This window comes from Bradyrhizobium sp. SZCCHNS3052 (genome assembly GCF_032484495.1).
Lineage (GTDB): Bacteria > Pseudomonadota > Alphaproteobacteria > Rhizobiales > Xanthobacteraceae > Bradyrhizobium.
The window spans coordinates 469,948-486,460 of sequence record NZ_JAUETB010000004.1 but is presented as its reverse complement, the minus strand read 5'-3'; the positions used below and the strand labels follow the sequence as shown (position 1 = coordinate 486,460).

14 protein-coding genes are annotated in these 16,513 nt (G+C 66.7%); 4 read left to right on the top strand and 10 right to left on the bottom strand.

Annotation, left to right across the window (positions count from 1 at the left end; translation table 11 throughout):
* Positions 1–48 precede the first annotated feature (48 nt).
* Positions 49–1,257: a 3-oxoadipyl-CoA thiolase gene (pcaF, locus tag QX073_RS17100; protein WP_315751909.1), complete on the bottom strand. Its 1,209-nt coding sequence runs from the start codon at positions 1,255–1,257 to the stop codon at positions 49–51.
* A gap of 359 nt (positions 1,258–1,616) precedes the next feature.
* Between pcaF and mutS the strand changes: the two genes are divergently transcribed.
* Entirely contained in the window at positions 1,617–4,361 is a 2,745-nt protein-coding gene (mutS, locus tag QX073_RS17095) for a DNA mismatch repair protein MutS (protein WP_316226068.1), read from the top strand.
* Positions 4,362–4,578: 217 nt separating this feature from the next.
* On the opposite strand, the gene QX073_RS17090 is transcribed toward mutS, so the two are convergent.
* From QX073_RS17090 to QX073_RS17070, 5 genes are all read right to left on the bottom strand, one after another.
* Entirely contained in the window at positions 4,579–5,382 is an 804-nt protein-coding gene (locus tag QX073_RS17090; RefSeq protein WP_316202420.1) for a hypothetical protein, read from the bottom strand.
* A gap of 219 nt (positions 5,383–5,601) precedes the next feature.
* Positions 5,602–6,111: an OsmC family protein gene (locus tag QX073_RS17085; RefSeq protein WP_316226067.1), complete on the bottom strand. Its 510-nt coding sequence runs from the start codon at positions 6,109–6,111 to the stop codon at positions 5,602–5,604.
* A gap of 57 nt (positions 6,112–6,168) precedes the next feature.
* Positions 6,169–6,954 (bottom strand): ABC transporter ATP-binding protein, encoded by a 786-nt coding sequence (locus QX073_RS17080; RefSeq protein WP_315715154.1) that lies wholly within the window; start codon positions 6,952–6,954, stop codon positions 6,169–6,171.
* Positions 6,954–7,805 (bottom strand): ABC transporter permease, encoded by an 852-nt coding sequence (locus QX073_RS17075; RefSeq protein ID WP_315825556.1) that lies wholly within the window; start codon positions 7,803–7,805, stop codon positions 6,954–6,956. Before QX073_RS17075 ends, QX073_RS17080 begins: the two co-directional genes overlap by 1 nt.
* Before the next feature lie 327 nt (positions 7,806–8,132).
* Entirely contained in the window at positions 8,133–9,107 is a 975-nt protein-coding gene (locus QX073_RS17070) for an aliphatic sulfonate ABC transporter substrate-binding protein (protein ID WP_315751904.1), read from the bottom strand.
* Positions 9,108–9,300: 193 nt separating this feature from the next.
* On the opposite strand from QX073_RS17070, the gene QX073_RS17065 reads away from it, so the two are divergent.
* The 3 genes from QX073_RS17065 to QX073_RS17055 all read left to right on the top strand — a co-directional run bounded on the left by QX073_RS17065 (position 9,301) and on the right by QX073_RS17055 (position 14,162).
* Positions 9,301–12,096: a [protein-PII] uridylyltransferase gene (locus tag QX073_RS17065; protein ID WP_316226066.1), complete on the top strand. Its 2,796-nt coding sequence runs from the start codon at positions 9,301–9,303 to the stop codon at positions 12,094–12,096.
* Positions 12,097–12,190: 94 nt separating this feature from the next.
* Complete coding sequence (locus QX073_RS17060; RefSeq protein ID WP_315715150.1) at positions 12,191–12,556, top strand: DUF1304 domain-containing protein; 366 nt, start codon at positions 12,191–12,193, stop codon at positions 12,554–12,556.
* A 379-nt stretch (positions 12,557–12,935) separates the two neighbouring features.
* The gene (locus QX073_RS17055) at positions 12,936–14,162 is read left to right on the top strand and encodes an ABC transporter substrate-binding protein (RefSeq protein ID WP_316226065.1); all 1,227 of its coding nucleotides are present in this window, start codon (positions 12,936–12,938) and stop codon (positions 14,160–14,162) included.
* 255 nt (positions 14,163–14,417) lie between these two features.
* Here QX073_RS17055 and QX073_RS17050 read toward each other — a convergent pair whose 3' ends face one another.
* From QX073_RS17050 to QX073_RS17035, 4 genes are all read right to left on the bottom strand, one after another.
* The gene (locus QX073_RS17050) at positions 14,418–15,035 is read right to left on the bottom strand and encodes an ATP-dependent Clp protease proteolytic subunit (protein ID WP_315715148.1); all 618 of its coding nucleotides are present in this window, start codon (positions 15,033–15,035) and stop codon (positions 14,418–14,420) included.
* A gap of 43 nt (positions 15,036–15,078) precedes the next feature.
* Positions 15,079–15,438, bottom strand: coding sequence for an SRPBCC domain-containing protein (locus QX073_RS17045; protein ID WP_315715147.1), 360 nt, complete (start codon positions 15,436–15,438; stop codon positions 15,079–15,081).
* Complete coding sequence (locus tag QX073_RS17040; protein ID WP_315715146.1) at positions 15,435–15,749, bottom strand: metalloregulator ArsR/SmtB family transcription factor; 315 nt, start codon at positions 15,747–15,749, stop codon at positions 15,435–15,437. The genes QX073_RS17045 and QX073_RS17040 overlap by 4 nt, the downstream gene beginning before the upstream one ends.
* Before the next feature lie 258 nt (positions 15,750–16,007).
* A complete protein-coding gene (locus tag QX073_RS17035; protein ID WP_316226064.1) occupies positions 16,008–16,436 on the bottom strand; it encodes a DUF1330 domain-containing protein in 429 nt (142 codons plus the stop codon).
* Positions 16,437–16,513 lie beyond the last annotated feature (77 nt).

Here is a 16,513-nt window from a genome sequence, read left to right as displayed (position 1 = left end):
GGTTCAGCCCTGCGGGCTGCCCGGAATGACGAAGCGCTCAGCGCGTCGTCAGTTGATCGTCTCGATCGCCAGCGCGACGCCCTGGCCGACGCCGACGCACATCGTGGCGAGCGCACGCTTGCCGCCGCGGACCTCGAGGCCGTGCACCGCGGTCATCGCGATGCGCGCGCCGCTCATGCCGAGCGGATGACCGAGCGCGATGGCGCCGCCATGCGGGTTGACGAAATCGGCGTCCTCGGCGACGCCGAGCTGGCGCAGGCAGGCGATGCCCTGGGACGCGAACGCCTCGTTCAGCTCGATCAGGTCGAAATCGGTGATCTTGAGGCCGAGCCGCTCCATCAGCTTGCGCACCGCCGGCACCGGGCCGATGCCCATGATGCGGGGCGGCACGCCGGCCGAGGCGAGGCCGAGAACGCGCGCGCGCGGCGTGAGGCCGTGCTTCTTCACGGCGGCTTCGGAAGCGAGGATCATGGCGGCGGCGCCGTCATTGACGCCCGACGCATTGCCGGCGGTGACCGTGCCCGGATTGCGCACGATCGGCTTCAGTTTGGCCAGACCTTCGAGCGTGGTCTCGGGGCGCGGATGCTCGTCCTTGTCCACCGTCACAGGGCCGGCCTTGCCGCCGGGCACCATGACCGGCGTGATCTCGGCGGCGAAATAGCCCGAGGCGATGGCCTTTCCGGCGCGCTGCTGGGAGCGGATCGCGAACGCGTCCTGGTCGGCGCGCGAGACCTGGAATTCCTCGGCGACGTTCTCGCCGGTCTCCGGCATCGAATCGACGCCATACTGCTGCTTCATCAGCGGATTGATGAAGCGCCAGCCGATCGTGGTGTCGAAGATCTCGGCCGAGCGCGAGAACGCCTCCGTCGCCTTGCCCTGCACGAACGGCGCGCGCGTCATGGATTCGACGCCGCCCGCGATCGCGAGATCGACCTCGCCGGCGCGGATCGCACGTCCCGCCGCGCCGACCGCGTCGAGACCGGAGGCGCAGAGACGGTTCAAGGTCTGGCCCGGAATTGAATCCGGCAGGCCCGCGAGCAGCAGCGCCATGCGCGCGACGTTGCGGTTGTCCTCGCCGGCCTGGTTGGCGCAGCCGAAGAACACCTCGTCGACGGCAGCCCAGTCGAGATTGGGATGCTTCGCCTTGAGCGCCTTGAGCGGGGTGGCCGCGAGATCGTCGGTGCGCACCTTGGCCAGCGCGCCGCCGAACCGGCCGATCGGAGTCCGCACCGCATCACAAATGAACACGTCTCGCATCGCTCTCTCCCGAACTTTCGTGTTTCTGGTCAGAATTGACGGCGGTTTTAGGAGTGCGAACGGGGCAGGTCAAATGACGGGAGCGCGGGGTGGCATGCGCGGCGCTGTCGTATGCGACGCTCTCTCAACGCGAGCGGTGCGCCCCTCCCCCGCTTGCGGGGGAGGGTTGGGGTGGGGGCCACCCCAAGCGAGAATCCCCGTGAGGAGAGACTTCCCCCACCCGTATCGCATCTCCGATGCGATACGACCTCCCCCGCAAGCGGGGGAGGTGCAACAGCAGGCACCGCTCATCGTGGAAAACCGGGACATCGCCTGCAAAGCGGTAGGACCGTCCGGGCAAATTGGCTAGTTTCCGCGCCATGACGATCCAGCAGCCGATCTCCGCCCCGGTTCCGCAAGAATCAGTGCCTGCGGCCGCGCCCGCCGAGGCGCCGGCCAAGCTCACGCCGATGATGGAGCAGTATCTCGACATCAAGGCAGCGCATCCGGGGCTGATGCTGTTCTACCGGATGGGCGACTTCTACGAGCTGTTCTTCGAGGATGCGGAAGCCGCCTCGAAAGCGCTCGGCATCGTGCTGACCAAGCGCGGCAAGCACCTGGGCCAGGACATCCCGATGTGCGGCGTGCCGGTGGAGCGCTCCGAGGACTATCTGCATCGCTTGATCGCGCAAGGCATCCGCGTCGCCGTCTGCGAGCAGATGGAGGATCCGGCGGCGGCGCGGGCGCGCGGCAACAAGAGCGTGGTCAAGCGCGGCGTGGTGCGCGTGGTCACGCCGGGCACGCTGACGGAAGACAATCTGCTCGATGCGCGCGCCAACAACTATCTGCTGTCGATCGCGCGCAGCCGCGGCTCCTCCGGCGGCGACCGGCTCGGGCTTGCCTGGATCGATATCTCGACGTCGGACTTCATCGTCACCGAATGCGCGTTCGCCGAGCTGACGGCGACCTTGGCACGGATCAATCCCAACGAAGTCATCGTCTCCGACGCGCTGTACTCGGACGAAGCGTTCGAGCCGGTGCTGCGCGAGCTCGCCGCGGTGACGCCGCTCACGCGCGACGTGTTCGACGGGGCCACCGCCGAACGGCGGCTGTGCGACTATTTCGCCGTCGCCACCATGGACGGCCTCGCGGTGCTGTCGCGTTTGGAAGCGACCGCGGCGGCCGCCTGCGTCACCTATGTCGAACGTACGCAAGTGGGGCAGCGCCCGCCGCTGGCGCCGCCGGCGCGCGAGGCGACCGGCAGCACGATGGCGATCGATCCGGCGACGCGCGCCAATCTCGAGCTGACGCGCACGCTCGCCGGCGAGCGCCGCGGCTCGCTGCTCGACGCGATCGACTGCACGGTGACCTCGGCCGGCTCGCGCCTGCTGGCGCAGCGGCTCGCCGCGCCGCTGACGGAGCCGGTGCAGATCGGCCGGCGGCTCGATGCCGTCAACGTCTTCGTCGCCGACAGCGCCGCGCGCGAGGACATCCGCTCGATCCTGCGCGGCGCGCCCGACATGACCCGTGCTATGGCGCGGCTGTCCGTCGGCCGCGGCGGTCCGCGCGATCTCGCCGCTCTGCGCGACGGTATCGTTGCGGCCGACCAGGCGCTGGCGCGGCTGTCGGCGCTCGACCAGCCGCCGCAGGAGGTGGCGTCGGTCATGTCCGCGCTGGCGCGGCCGGCGCGCGCGCTGGCGGAAGAATTTGCGCGCGCGCTCGACGAGCAGCTGCCGCTGATCAAGCGCGATGGCGGCTTCGTGCGCGCCGGTTACGACGCGACGCTGGACGAGACGCGCAATCTGCGCGACGCCTCGCGGCTCGTCGTCGCCTCGATGCAGGCGCGCTATGCCGACCAGACCGGCGTCAAGGCGCTGAAGATCCGGCACAACAACGTGCTCGGCTATTTCGTCGAGGTCACCGCGCAGCACGGCGACAAGCTGATGTCGGCGCCGTTGAACGCGACCTTCATCCACCGCCAGACGCTGGCGGGCCAGGTGCGCTTCACGACATCAGAGCTCGGCGAGATCGAGGCCAAGATTGCGAATGCCGGCGAGCGCGCGCTCAATCTCGAGCTCGAGATCTTCGACCGGCTGTGCGCACAGGCCCTCGCGATCGGCGACGATCTGCGCGCCGCCGCGCACGGCTTTGCGATGCTCGATGTCGCCACTGCGCTGGCGAAGCTCGCGGTCGACGACAATTATGTGCGCCCGGAGGTCGACGGCTCGCTGGGCTTCGCCATCGAGGGCGGCCGTCATCCGGTGGTGGAGCAGGCGCTGAAGCGTGAGGGGCAGCCGTTCATCGCCAATTCCTGCGACCTGTCGCCGACGCCGGGGCACAAGAGCGGTCAGCTCTGGCTGCTCACCGGGCCGAACATGGCGGGCAAGTCGACCTTCCTGCGCCAGAACGCGCTGATTGCGCTGCTGGCGCAGATCGGCTCGTTCGTGCCGGCGAGCCGGGCCCGCATCGGCATCGTCGACCGGCTGTTCTCGCGCGTCGGCGCCGCCGACGATCTGGCGCGCGGACGCTCGACCTTCATGGTCGAGATGGTCGAGACCGCGGCGATCCTCAACCAGGCCGGCGAGCGCGCGCTGGTGATCCTCGACGAGATCGGGCGCGGCACCGCGACCTTCGACGGCCTCTCCATCGCCTGGGCTGCGATCGAGCACCTGCACGAGAGCAACCGCTGCCGCACGCTGTTCGCCACGCATTATCACGAGCTGACGGCGCTCGCCGCCAAGCTGCCGCGGCTGTTCAACGCCACGGTGCGGGTCAAGGAATGGCAGGGCGACGTCGTGTTCCTGCACGAGGTGCTGCCCGGCTCCGCCGACCGCTCCTACGGCATCCAGGTGGCGAAGCTCGCCGGCCTGCCGCCGGCCGTGATCAGCCGCGCCAAATCGGTGCTGGCGAAACTGGAGGCCGCCGACCGCGGCCAAAACGCCCGCGCGCTGGTCGATGATCTGCCGCTGTTCGCGGTGCCCTCGCGCGCAGCCGTGGAGCCCGCGATGTCGAAGGAGGCAGAGGAACTGATCGCCGCCGTGAAGGCGCTGCATCCGGACGAGATGACCCCGCGCGAGGCGATGGACGCGCTGTATCAACTGAAGTCGAAACTGCCGAACAAGTAGTTGCCGTCATTCCGGGGCGCGCGTAGCGCGAACCTGGAATCCATCCTTCGTCAGCGCATGCAGCCAGATGGATTCCGGGCTCGCCGCCTTCGGCGTCGCCCCGGAATGACAGAGAGATGAGTTCACGGTGCCGTAGGGTGGGCAAAGACGCGAGGCGTCGTGCCCACCATTTGCAGCGTGACATGCAACTCGGTGGGCACGCTTCGCTTTGCCCACCCTACGCAAGCTGACGAGCTGCCTTCCGTCGCCCCAGCCACCACAGGCCGAGATTCCAGCCGACGCAGGTCGCCAGCGCGCCGCTGAGGCCGACCGCCGCGCCGAGATGCAGGCTGCCGAGATGCAGCACGACGACGGCCAGCGAGAAGCCGATCAGGCCCCAGGCGCCGTTGGCCAGCACGGCCGCCGTCGCCGGCCCGCCGATGCGCGGCTGCAGGATCAGCATCATCGAGGTGAAGACGATCGGAAAAAGCGCCAGGATGCCGGACACGCTGGCGCCGGCCCAGCCGGACACCGAGGTGACGGTGGCAACGAGCGTTGCCACCAGCGAGGCGCGCAAGGGCACGTCGTACCAGCGCCGGGTGATCAGCGGCATCTTCGCATGGCGATAGCGCTGCAACAACGGCAGGCAGATCGCGAAAGTGACGATGTTGGCGACGATGCCCATCAAGAGCGTCCATTGCACGCTCTTGATCAGCGCGGCGAGACCGAGCCACACCGCGACCGCGGTGGCGCTTGCCACCAGCACGCTGCGGCGCTGCGCCAGCACGGCATAGGCAAGGCTGAGGAAGATCGTCGCGGCATTGATCGGCAGGCTGGTCAGCGCGCCCTGCGCGATGAAGGCGGCATCGTGATCCAGCGCCAGGAAGACGTAGGTCGGGCCGGCCGAGATCGGGAGGGTCGCGACCAGCGCGCCGATCACCGGGCCGGTGCGCTCGGCGATCATCGACGCCGACACCACGAACGACGCCGCGATCGCCATGCGCAGAGCCAGCAGCAGCAGGAAGGAGGGATCGAGGGACATCAGTTCATGCTGCGCAGGCAGTGGGCTCCCTCCCCCGCCTGCGGGGGAGGGCTGGGGTGGGGGCGCGGCTCGGGTGGCGATGATGGGGTGTGCCGTGTGGAGAGAAGTCCCCCACCCGCCTCGCATCGGCGATGCGAGGCGACCTCCCCCGCAGGCGGGGGAGGCGCAGACCGAGCGAGCCTCAACAGCTTGTCTCCTCAGAGGCAGCGCCGCCGCGCACTACACCCGCTTCAAGCTGACAGACACCTTCGGGCCGTTCTTGATGGTCTGATAGACCACGCAATAGCGCTCGGTGAGCTTGAGCAGGAGGTCGAGCTTGTCCTGCGGCGCGTCGGTGTCGACCTCGAAGCGCAGACGGATTTCCTGGAAGCCGACCGGCGCCTCCTTGTCGACGCCGAGCGTGCCGCGGAAATCGAGATCGCCTTCGGCGAACACGTGGCCGCTCTTGAGCGGCACCTGGACGGCGGTCGCGACCGATTTCAAGGTGACGCCGGCGCAGGCCACCAGAGCCTCCAGCAACATGTCGCCGGAGCACAGCTCGAGCCCCGAGCCGCCAGTTCCGGGATGCAGGCCGGCCACCGCCATCGCGCGCCCGGTCTCGAGCTTGCAGGTCAGCCCCTCCTGCCCGACCTCGCCCTTGGCCTTCAAGGTGATCACGGCGGCGGACGGGTCGGCCTTGTAGCGTTCCTTGATCGGCGCCTGCATGGCGCGCAGCTCGGCAGCATCCATTTGTCGTTCTCTCCCGGATTTATTTCAGACGAGATTTACCGGGCCGGGCCGCCAAAGTCACCACCACAGGCCGCCGCCGGGCTCACGCCTGCCCTGCGTGTCCGGCATCGTCCGGTCGAGCGAGCGGTCCAGCGCGGTCAAGACATGCCGCTTGAACTGCTCGAACAAGGGCGCGTTGCGGTCGCGCGGCCGCGACAGATTGATGGTGATCTCCTCGAACAGCCGGCCCGGATGCGGCCGCATCACCAGCACGCGGTCGGCCAGCACCACGGCTTCCTCCACGTCGTGGGTCACGAGCACCAGCGTCGGGCGCGTATCGGCCCAGAGATCGAGCAGATGATCCTGCAGATCCTTGCGGGTGAAGGCATCGAGCGCAGAGAACGGCTCGTCGAGCAGGAGCACCTCCGGCTGCGCCACCAATGCGCGGGCGATCGCGACGCGTTGCGCCTGGCCGCCGGACAGTTCGCGCGGCCAGACCTTGGCCTTGTCGGCGAGGCCCACACGTTGCAGCGCGCGGGCGACACGGTCGCGACGCTCGGCTGCCGGCAGCTCGGACAGGCCGAAGCCAATGTTGTCGGCGACCGTGAGCCACGGCAGCAGCCGCGGCTCCTGGAAGATGATGCCGACCTTGGGATGCGGCGCAATGATCGCCTCGCCGTCGAGCGTCACGGTGCCGGCGCTGGCGCGGTCGAGCCCGGCGATGGTGCGCAACAACGTCGACTTGCCGCAGCCGGAGCCGCCGATGATGGCGATGATCTCGCCGAGCTGGATCCCGGCCGAGAACCGCTCCAGCGCGTGGACACCGTTGGGATAGACCTTGGTGACGGATGCGAGCTGCAGCATCAGGCCGCCCCGCTCTGGCGCGCGAAACTGTCCTGCCAGCGCAACAGCGGCGCGGTTGATATCTCCAGGAGCCAGTCGGTGACCTTGCCGATGATCGCGAAGATGACGATGGCCGCCACGATCTGCGCCGGCTTGCCGAGCTGCTGGCCGTCGATCAGGAGGTAGCCGAGCCCTTCGGAGGCGCCCATGAACTCGGCGGCAACGACGAACATCCACCCCAGGCCGAGGCCGACGCGCAGCGCCACCACATAGGCCGGCAGCACCGCCGGCAGCAGGATGCGGCGGATCATGGCCGGTCCGGACAGGCGGAAAACGCGGCCGACCTCGACGATCTTGCGGTCGACCGAAAGAATGGCACCGGTCAGGCCGAGATAGACCGGGAAGAACACGCCGACTGCGATCAGCGCCACCTTGGAGGTCTCGAAGATGCCGAGCCACAGAATGAACAACGGCACCCAGGCGATCGACGGAATCGCACGCAGCGCCTGGATCGTCGGATCGACCAGCCGGCGCGCGAAACCCCAATAGCCGCAGATGCCGCCGAGCAGCGTGCCGGCGGCGACGCCGAGGCCGAAGCCGATGCCGACGCGGGTCAAGGTCATCGTGATGTGGCGGGAGAGTTCGCCGGAGCGGGCGAGCTCGGCGATGGTGGTGAAGACCTTCGAGGGCGGCGGCACCAGCCGGCCGTTGGACCAGCCGGCCCGGACGGCAAGCTCCCAGGCGAGTGCGAGCGATAGCGGCAGCAGCAGGCCCACCAGCGGCCGCGCGAAGCGTGCGAGCCGCGGCGTGGTAGCGGTCTGGGATGTCGGGGCGGCCGAAGCGGGTGCCTGCAATTCGACGGTCATGGTCATAGTGAGAACAGTGTCTCGCGCGGGAATGCAAGGCGTGGCGTTGGCGGATAGTCGTGGTGGCCGATCAGCATGGTGACCAAGGACGGCGCCCAGCAATCGCTGTCGTCCCGGCCTTGGGCCGGGACCCATACTCCGCGGCCGTCGTATTGAAGCGAGATGCCGCTCCAGCTTTGCCTCACAACAGGCGTCACGGATTATGGGTCCCGGATCTGCGCCCGCCAACGCTATCGCGTTGGCGAGCTTGTCCGGGACGACACCGGTTTTTGATCGCCGGCTCTTGGCATAGGCGATTTGGCGCAGCGGCCTATTGCCCGAGCCGTGCAAGTCCTAATTCGTCGGCAACGGGACCTGGTCGTCGATCAGGGCGTCCAGCGTGGCCTTCACATCCACCTTGGCATCGACGACACCGGCCTGCTGCAGCGCCAGGCCCGCAGCCAGAATCGACTCGCGCTGGGGTGCGCCGATGCGGCTATGGGTCAGCTCGGTGCGCTCCTTGAGCTGCTTGTCGACCACCGTCTCAGGCAGCTTCGTGACGGCGATGAAGGTCTTCTTGAGGTCGTCGTAGTTGGCCAGCGCGTCCTTGCGCGCGACCTCGTAGGTGGCGAGCACGCGGCGGACGATCTCCGGATTATCCTTCAGGAACTGCTCGCGCACGTTCAGGATGCCCCAGGTGTTGGCGTCGGCCTTGCGGTAGAACAGCCTGGCGCCCTCCTCGACCTCGGCCTGCGCCATCATCGGATCGAGCCCGGCCCAGGCGTCGACGTCGCCGCGGATCAGCGCCGCCTTGCCGTCGGCGTGCTGCAGCAATACCGGCGTGATGTCCTTGTCGGTGAGGCCCGCCGACAGCAGCGCGCGCACCAGGAAGATGTGCGGATCGGTGCCGCGGGTCACCGCGACCCGCTTGCCCTTGAGGTCGGCCACAGAGGCAATCTTGGAATCCTTGGCCGTGACCAGCGCGGTCCATTCGGGCCGCGAATAGACGTAGACCGACTTGATCGGGTTGCCGTTGATCCGGGCGACAAGCGCGGCGGAGCCGGCGGTCGAGCCGAAATCGAGCGAGCCGGCGTTGAGGAATTCGAGCGCCTTGTTGGAGCCGGCCGACTGCACCCAGACGATGCTGATGCCGTCCTTGGCGAACTCCTTCTCCAGAAGTCCTTTCTGCTTCAGCACCAGCGACACCGGATTGTAGGTCGCCCAATCCAAGCGGATCTCCTTCACCGGCTCGGCCGCGCGTGCAGCGCCGCATCCCAGTAGAACCACGGCCGCAACCGCAGCAAATCCGCGCCTCGACAATCCACCCATCGTCACCCCTCCAACCCTCAAGAAACATTGCTGTTGTTTCAATGAGTTATGCCAGGGGCGCGCGAGAATTGCTTTTCCTTTCGACGGCGCCGTTCAGAACGATCATCATCCCGTGAGCGATGACAGCATGGATCGATTGTTGCATTGGAAGTTTCGTGACAGCACAGGCCTTGTTCGATATCCGGTTGCATCCATGGACAGCGTCGCCCCCCATTCCCACCCTGATAGCCTTTCCGATTTCGACAGCGCCGGCATCGCGGCTGCGGTCGACGCGTTGGCCGCGCAGCATTCGGGACGCGAGGACATGTTCCGCGCCGCCGTGGTGCAATTCCTCAAGGCCGAGCTGGTCAAGGCGCGCGCGGCGGCCCAGGCGCAACTGTTGAAGGACCGCCACGGCCGGCGCTGCGCCGAGCAGCTCTGCTTCGTGCAGGACGAGATCATTCGCATCCTCTACGCCGCCGCCACCCAGCACCTCTATCGCTCGCAGGTGCCGAGCGGCGCCGAGCGCATGGCGGTGGTCGCCACCGGCGGCTATGGCCGCGGCCTGATGGCGCCGGAGTCCGACATCGATCTCCTGTTCATCCTGCCCTACAAGCAGACCGCCTGGGGCGAGCAGGTCGCCGAAGCCATTCTGTACTCGCTGTGGGACATGGGATTGAAGGTCGGCCACGCGACCCGCTCGGTCGACGAGTCGATCCGCCAAGCGCGCGGCGACATGACCATCCGCACCGCCATCCTGGAGACGCGCTATCTCGCGGGCGACCGGCCGCTCTATGACGAGCTGGTCGCGCGCTTCGACACCGAGGTCGTGCAGGGCACCGCAGCCGAGTTCGTCGCCGCCAAGCTCGCCGAGCGCGAGGAGCGGCACCGCCGCGGCGGCCAGTCGCGCTATCTGGTCGAGCCCAACGTCAAGGACGGCAAGGGCGGCCTGCGCGACCTGCACACGCTGTTCTGGATCGCCAAATACGTCTACCGCGTGCGCGAGACCGCCGAATTGGTCGAGCGCGGCGTGTTCGACGCGCATGAATACCGCACCTTCCGGCGCTGCGCGGACTTCCTGTGGTCGGTGCGCTGCAACCTGCATTTCGTCAGCGGCCGTCCGGAAGAACGGCTGTCGTTCGACCTGCAGCGCGAGATCGCGGTGCGGCTGGGCTACACCAGCCATCCCGGCATGCAGGATGTCGAGCGCTTCATGAAGCACTACTTCCTGGTCGCCAAGGAGGTCGGCAATCTCACCGCCATCCTGTGCGCCAAGCTCGAGGACCAGCAGGCCAAGCCGGCGCCGGTGCTGAGCCGGATGATCTCGCGCCTGACCACCGGCGCCACCTGGCGGCGCGTGCCGGAGAGCGACGACTTCATCGTCGACAACAACCGCATCAACCTCGCCGCGCCCGACGTCTTCAAGCACGATCCGGTCAATCTGATCCGCATCTTCCGGCTGGCGCAGAAGCACAACCTCGCCTTCCATCCCGACGCGATGCGCGCGGTCACGCGCTCCTTGAACCTGATCAACACCGAGCTGCGCGACGATCCCGAGGCCAACCGGCTGTTCATGGAGATCCTGACCTCCAACGATGCCGAGGTCGTGCTGCGGCGGATGAACGAGACCGGCGTGCTCGGCCACTTCATTCGCGCCTTCGGCCGCATCGTCTCGATGATGCAGTTCAACATGTATCATCACTACACGGTCGACGAGCACCTGATCCGCTGCATCGGGTTCCTGCAGGAGATCGAGCGCGGCGGCATCGACGAGTTCACCCTGGCCTCCGACCTGATGCGCAAGATCCGGCCCGAGCACCGCGCTGTCATCTACATCACCGTGCTGCTGCACGACGTCGCCAAGGGACGGCCCGAGGACCATTCCATCGCCGGCGCCAAGATCGCGCGCCGGCTGTGCCCGCGGCTCGGCTTCAACAATGCCGACACCGAACTGGTCGCCTGGCTGATCGAGGAGCATCTGACGATGTCGACGGTGGCGCAGTCGCGCGACCTGTCGGACCGCAAGACGATCGAGAATTTTGCCGCCGTGGTGCAGTCCGTCGAGCAGATGAAGCTGCTGACCATCCTGACCACCGCCGACATCCGCGGAGTCGGCCCCGGCGTCTGGAACGGCTGGAAGGCGCAGCTGCTGCGTACGCTGTATTACGAGACCGAGCCGGTGCTGACCGGCGGCTTCTCCGAGGTCAACCGCGCCAAGCGGATCACCGCGGCGCAGGCCGAATTCCGCAACGCCTTCACCGACTGGCCCGAGGACGAGCTCAACACCTATATCGGCCGGCACTATCCGGCCTACTGGCTCAAGGTCGAGCTGCCGCGCAAGATCCGCCATGCCCGCTTCGTGCGATCGAGCGAGAATGCCGGCCACAAGCTCGCGATCAACGTCGGCTTCGATCCGGCGCGGGGCGTGACCGAGCTGACGATCTTCGCGATGGACCATCCGTGGCTGCTGTCGATCATCGCCGGCGCCTGCGCCTCCGCCGGGGCCAACATCGTCGACGCCCAGATCTACACCACGACCGACGGCCGCGCGCTCGACACCATCGCGATCTCCCGCGAATATGAGCGCGACGAGGACGAAGGCCGCCGCGCGACGCGGATCGGCGAGACCATCGAGCAGGTGCTGGAGGGCAAGCTGCGGCTGCCGGACGCCGTGGCGCGGCGGACGACGCGGGGCAAACAGCACAAGGCGTTCTCGGTCGAGCCGGAGGTCACCATCAACAATCAATGGTCGGAGCTCTACACCGTCATCGAGGTCTCCGGCCTCGACCGCCCCGGCCTGCTGTACGAGCTGACCACCGCGATTTCGAAGCTGAATCTCAACATCGCCTCGGCCCATGTCGCCACCTTCGGCGAACGCGCCCGCGACGTGTTCTACGTCACCGACCTGCTGGGCGCGCAGATCAACGCGCCGACCCGGCAGGCCGCGATCAAGAGCGCGCTGCTGCATCTGCTGGCGAACGACGACGCGGCCGCTCAACCGGCGGCATGAGCGACCATCGCGCGGCCCTGAGCCGCTCGGAGCTCGATTTGAACGAGGGGACCGGCACCAGCGCCGGCCCACGCAGGCTTGGGGGAGCCGAACCATGGCATTGATTGCAGACATCGTCGTCGGGCTGATCGGCCTGCTGCACGTCTACATTCTGGTACTCGAGATGTTTCTCTGGACCAAACCGGCCGGCTTGAGAGCGTTCAACAACACGCCGGAGCGCGCGGAGCAGACCAAGGTGCTCGGCGCCAATCAGGGCCTCTACAACGGCTTCCTCGCCGCCGGCCTGTTCTGGGGCCTGGCGCACCCGACGCCGGCCTTCGCGTTCCAGATCAAGATCTTCTTCCTGCTCTGCGTGCTCGTCGCCGGGCTCTATGGCGCCGCCACCGCCAGCCGCAAGATCCTGTTCATCCAGAGCGTGCCGGCCACGATCGGCCTGGTGCTGGTTTGGCTCGCGGGCTGAGCCGGGCTGTATCTCCATCCTCTGTGTCGTCCCGGACAAGCCGTGACGCGCACAAGCGCGTCGCGGCGCCGATCCGGGGCCCATAATCCCAGGCAGCGTTTTGGGGCAGGATCGCCACTCCGAGCCGTAGCCATACGACGGCCTGTGGCCATGGATCCCGGCTCTGCGCCCGACGTCGCTGCGCGACGCCGGGCTTGGCCGGGACGACACCGAACTTGTTGAGCCAGTTGGGCTCATCATAGCGACATCGACGGAACCGCCGCACCCGTGCTCCCCTCGCCTTGCGTCCGCCCAGCCCTTCCTCCACACTCCCTCCCAGCGATGGCGCCCCGGTCGGGCAGACCAGCCGCATAACAAATCAGGAGGAACGATAGACCCCATGCGACAGGGATATTTCCGTCTTGCAGGGGCGGCCGCTTTGGCCGTCACCCTCTCCGTCACGTCAGCCTCGGCCCAGAAGAAGTACGACCCCGGCGCCTCCGACACCGAGATCAAGATCGGCCAGACCGTGCCGTTCTCGGGTCCCGCCTCGGCCTATGCCTCGATCGGCAAGACCCAGGCCGCCTATTTCAACATGATCAACGAGCAGGGCGGCATCAACGGCCGCAAGATCAAGCTGATCCAGTATGACGACGCCTATTCGCCGCCCAAGGCCGTCGAGCAGGTCCGCAAGCTGGTCGAGGACGACGGAGTTCTGCTGACCTTCCAGATCATCGGCACGCCGTCCAACGCCGCGGTCCAGAAATACCTCAACGCCAAGAAGGTGCCGCAGTTGTTCGCCGCCACCGGCGCCACCAAGTTCACGGACCCCAAGAACTTCCCGTGGACCATGGGGTACAATCCCAACTACTTCACCGAGGGCCGCATCTACGGCCAGTATATTCTGAAGGAGCATCCCAACGCCAAGATCGGCGTGCTCTATCAGAATGACGATCTCGGCAAGGACTACCTGAACGGCATCAAGGCCGGCCTCGGCGACAAGGCGTCGACGATGATCGTGTCCGAAGCCTCCTATGAGGTTTCCGATCCGACCATCGACTCGCAGATCCTGAAGGTCAAGTCGGCGGGAGCCGACCTGTTGTTCTCGGCCGCGACGCCGAAACAAGCCGCGCAGGCGATCAAGAAGCTCCATGAGCTCGATTGGCACCCCGTGCACATTGTCGACATCAACGCGACCTCGGTCGGCGCGGTCATGCAGCCTGCGGGCCTCGACGCTGCCAAGGGCGTCATCTCCGTCAACTACGGCAAGGATCCGCTCGACCCGCAGTGGAAGGACGATCCGGGCCTGAAGCGCTATTTCGATTTCATGGCCAAGTATTATCCCGAGGGTGACAAGAACTCGAACTTCAATACCTACGGCTATTCGACCGCGCAGCTCCTGGTCACCGTGCTGCAGATGTGCGGCGACAACCTGACGCACGAGAACGTCATGAAGCAGGCGGCGTCGCTGAAGGATGTAACCGGCGACTTCTCGCTACCGGGAATGAAGATCAACACCTCGCCGACCGACTATCGCGTCAACAAGCAACTGCAGATGATGAAGTTCAACGGCGAGCGCTGGGAGCTGTTCGGCCCGATCCTGGAGGACAAGGGCGCGGCGGGCTAGCTGCACTCGACGTCGTTCCAGGGCGTCGCGACAGCGACGAACCAACCTCGAGATTCCGGGTTCGATGCTGCGCTTCGCCCCGGAATGACGCGGTCAACATCGATGGTACGGGGCTGCGCGATGGCGCGGCCCCGTTCTGCATTGCGGCACGGGTTGCGCCCGTTCGCCGCTGCGTGCGCTCGCCGACGGTCATTCGACCGCATCGCGGGGGACGACGGCTGTTGCGGCAGGATCCGCCGTCGCGTCGAGGGAGTATCAGTCGTTGATGACGTCACCCAGGTCGCGTTGCTTGACGACGCGGTCGATCAAGCCCCACTGCAAGGCTTCGTCCGCGGTCATGAAGTGATCGCGATCCAGGGTGCGCTCGACGTCCTCATAGCTGCGCCCGCAATGCTCGGCGTAGAGCCTGATCATGCGGTGCTTGGTCTGCTCCATCTCCCTCGCGTGAATCAGGATGTCGGACGCCTGGCCCTGAAAGCCGCCGAGCGGCTGATGGACGTGAAGGCTTGCATTGGGCAGCGCCGTCCGCTCGCCCGGCTCTCCCGCCATCAGAAGAAACGAGCCCATCGAACGCGCCGTTCCCATGCAGAGCGTGTGCACCGGTGCTTTGACGAATTGCATCGTGTCATACATCGCCAGGCCGCTGGTGATCACGCCGCCGGGTGAATTGATGTAGAGATGGATCGGCCGCTTTGGGTTCTCCGCCTCGAGGAAAAGCAGTTGCGCGCAGACCAGGGCGGAGACCGTATCGTTGACCTCGCCGTTGAGGAAGACGATCCGCTCGCGCAGCAGCCGCGAATAGATGTCGAAGGATCGCTCTCCCCGGCTCGACTGCTCGATGACCATAGGGACGAGTTGCATCGTGTCGCGCATGCGCGAGCTCCCGGTTTCAGTGAGGTGTCGGTGACTTGGAGAATCAGGCCGCGCGCATCAGGCTGCGCCTGTTGCTGTTCGCCGCCGACGGCGTCCGCCGCATCAGCGTCGTGGCGACCAACCCGTGAATGATTCTGAGCCTGGTGCCGCCCTCGGCATTGGGCATGACCTGGAACGTCACGATGCTCTCCAGGAACGGCGGTTCGTGGTCGCGCATCCGGTAGCGGACTTCTTCGCCGGGCGTCGCGGAGATTGGCGCAGCATCGGCGAGGTCGCCGCGCGGCAGCCAGTTCTCGCGCAGCGCAGGAATGCTGATGGCACGCCAGACCTTCTCCGGCGGCGCGTCCAGTTCGTAGTCGAGCACCAGATCGTCGCTCTGCAGGTCAGCCTTGATATCGGTCATTGGTCCATGTCCTTCAGCACGGCCTTCAACGCATCGACCCGCGACGGCCAGTAGGCACGGTACTTCGCCAGCCAGCGCGCGATCTGCGCCAAGCCCTCCGGATCGACCTCATAGTTGACGAAGCGACCCTGCCGTTCTTCCCTCACCAATCCCGCGCTTCGGAGAACCGCGAGGTGCTGGGACATCGCCGGCTGGCTGATCGTCAGACCCTCGCGAAGCGCGCTGGCATTCATGCTGCCGTTCGCCAGCTTCTCGAAGATCGCGTATCGCGTCGGATCAGCCAGGGCCCTGAAGATGTCACTCTCGATCATGCCGACACATAAGCATAAACTTATGTGTCGTGCAAGCGTCGACGACGTGGATGTTGGCGTTCCCTATCGCCGTCCACCGCCGCGCTCCCTCCCCCCTTGTGGGGGAGGGTTGGGGAGGGGGGTAGCTCCGGGCGACCGTCTTCGTGGCCACCCCCCTCCCTAGCCCTCCCCCACAAGGGGGGAGGGAACGTACCTTTCGTGTGGCAACACCGTACTACCAGTCTCGCAAATGCAATGAGACGCGAAATGCAATGAGACCTACCCCGCCGGCACCTCGCCAAAGTTCTTGCCCACCGGCAGCACGGCGTGGCGGATCAGGCGCGAGTCTTCGACCGCCGCCTGGCGATGCTTCACCGCCTCGCGATAGACGGGATCGCGGATCATCTCGACGAAGGCTTGCACGCTCGGATATTCGGCGATGAAACAGTGGTCCCAACGTTCGTCCTGCGGACCGATCAGCATCAGCTCGAAGCGGCCCTGCCAGACGATGCGGCCGCCGAGGCGCTCGAACACCGGGCCGCTCTCGCGGCCATAGGCGGCATAGGCTTCCGCGCCGCTGACCTTGCGTCCATCGGGATAGGCTGCCTCCCTGCGCAGCCGCACCAGGTTCAGCATGTGGATCGGCCCCGGGCGGTCGTTCTCCCGAAACTGCGCGAACACCTCCTTGGTGGGATCGATATGGCCCATGAACTCCCTCGCCTGTTGTTGTTTACCTTGGCTTAACCATAACGCGGCGTTAGCGGCGCGAAACTCCTAATCGCGCG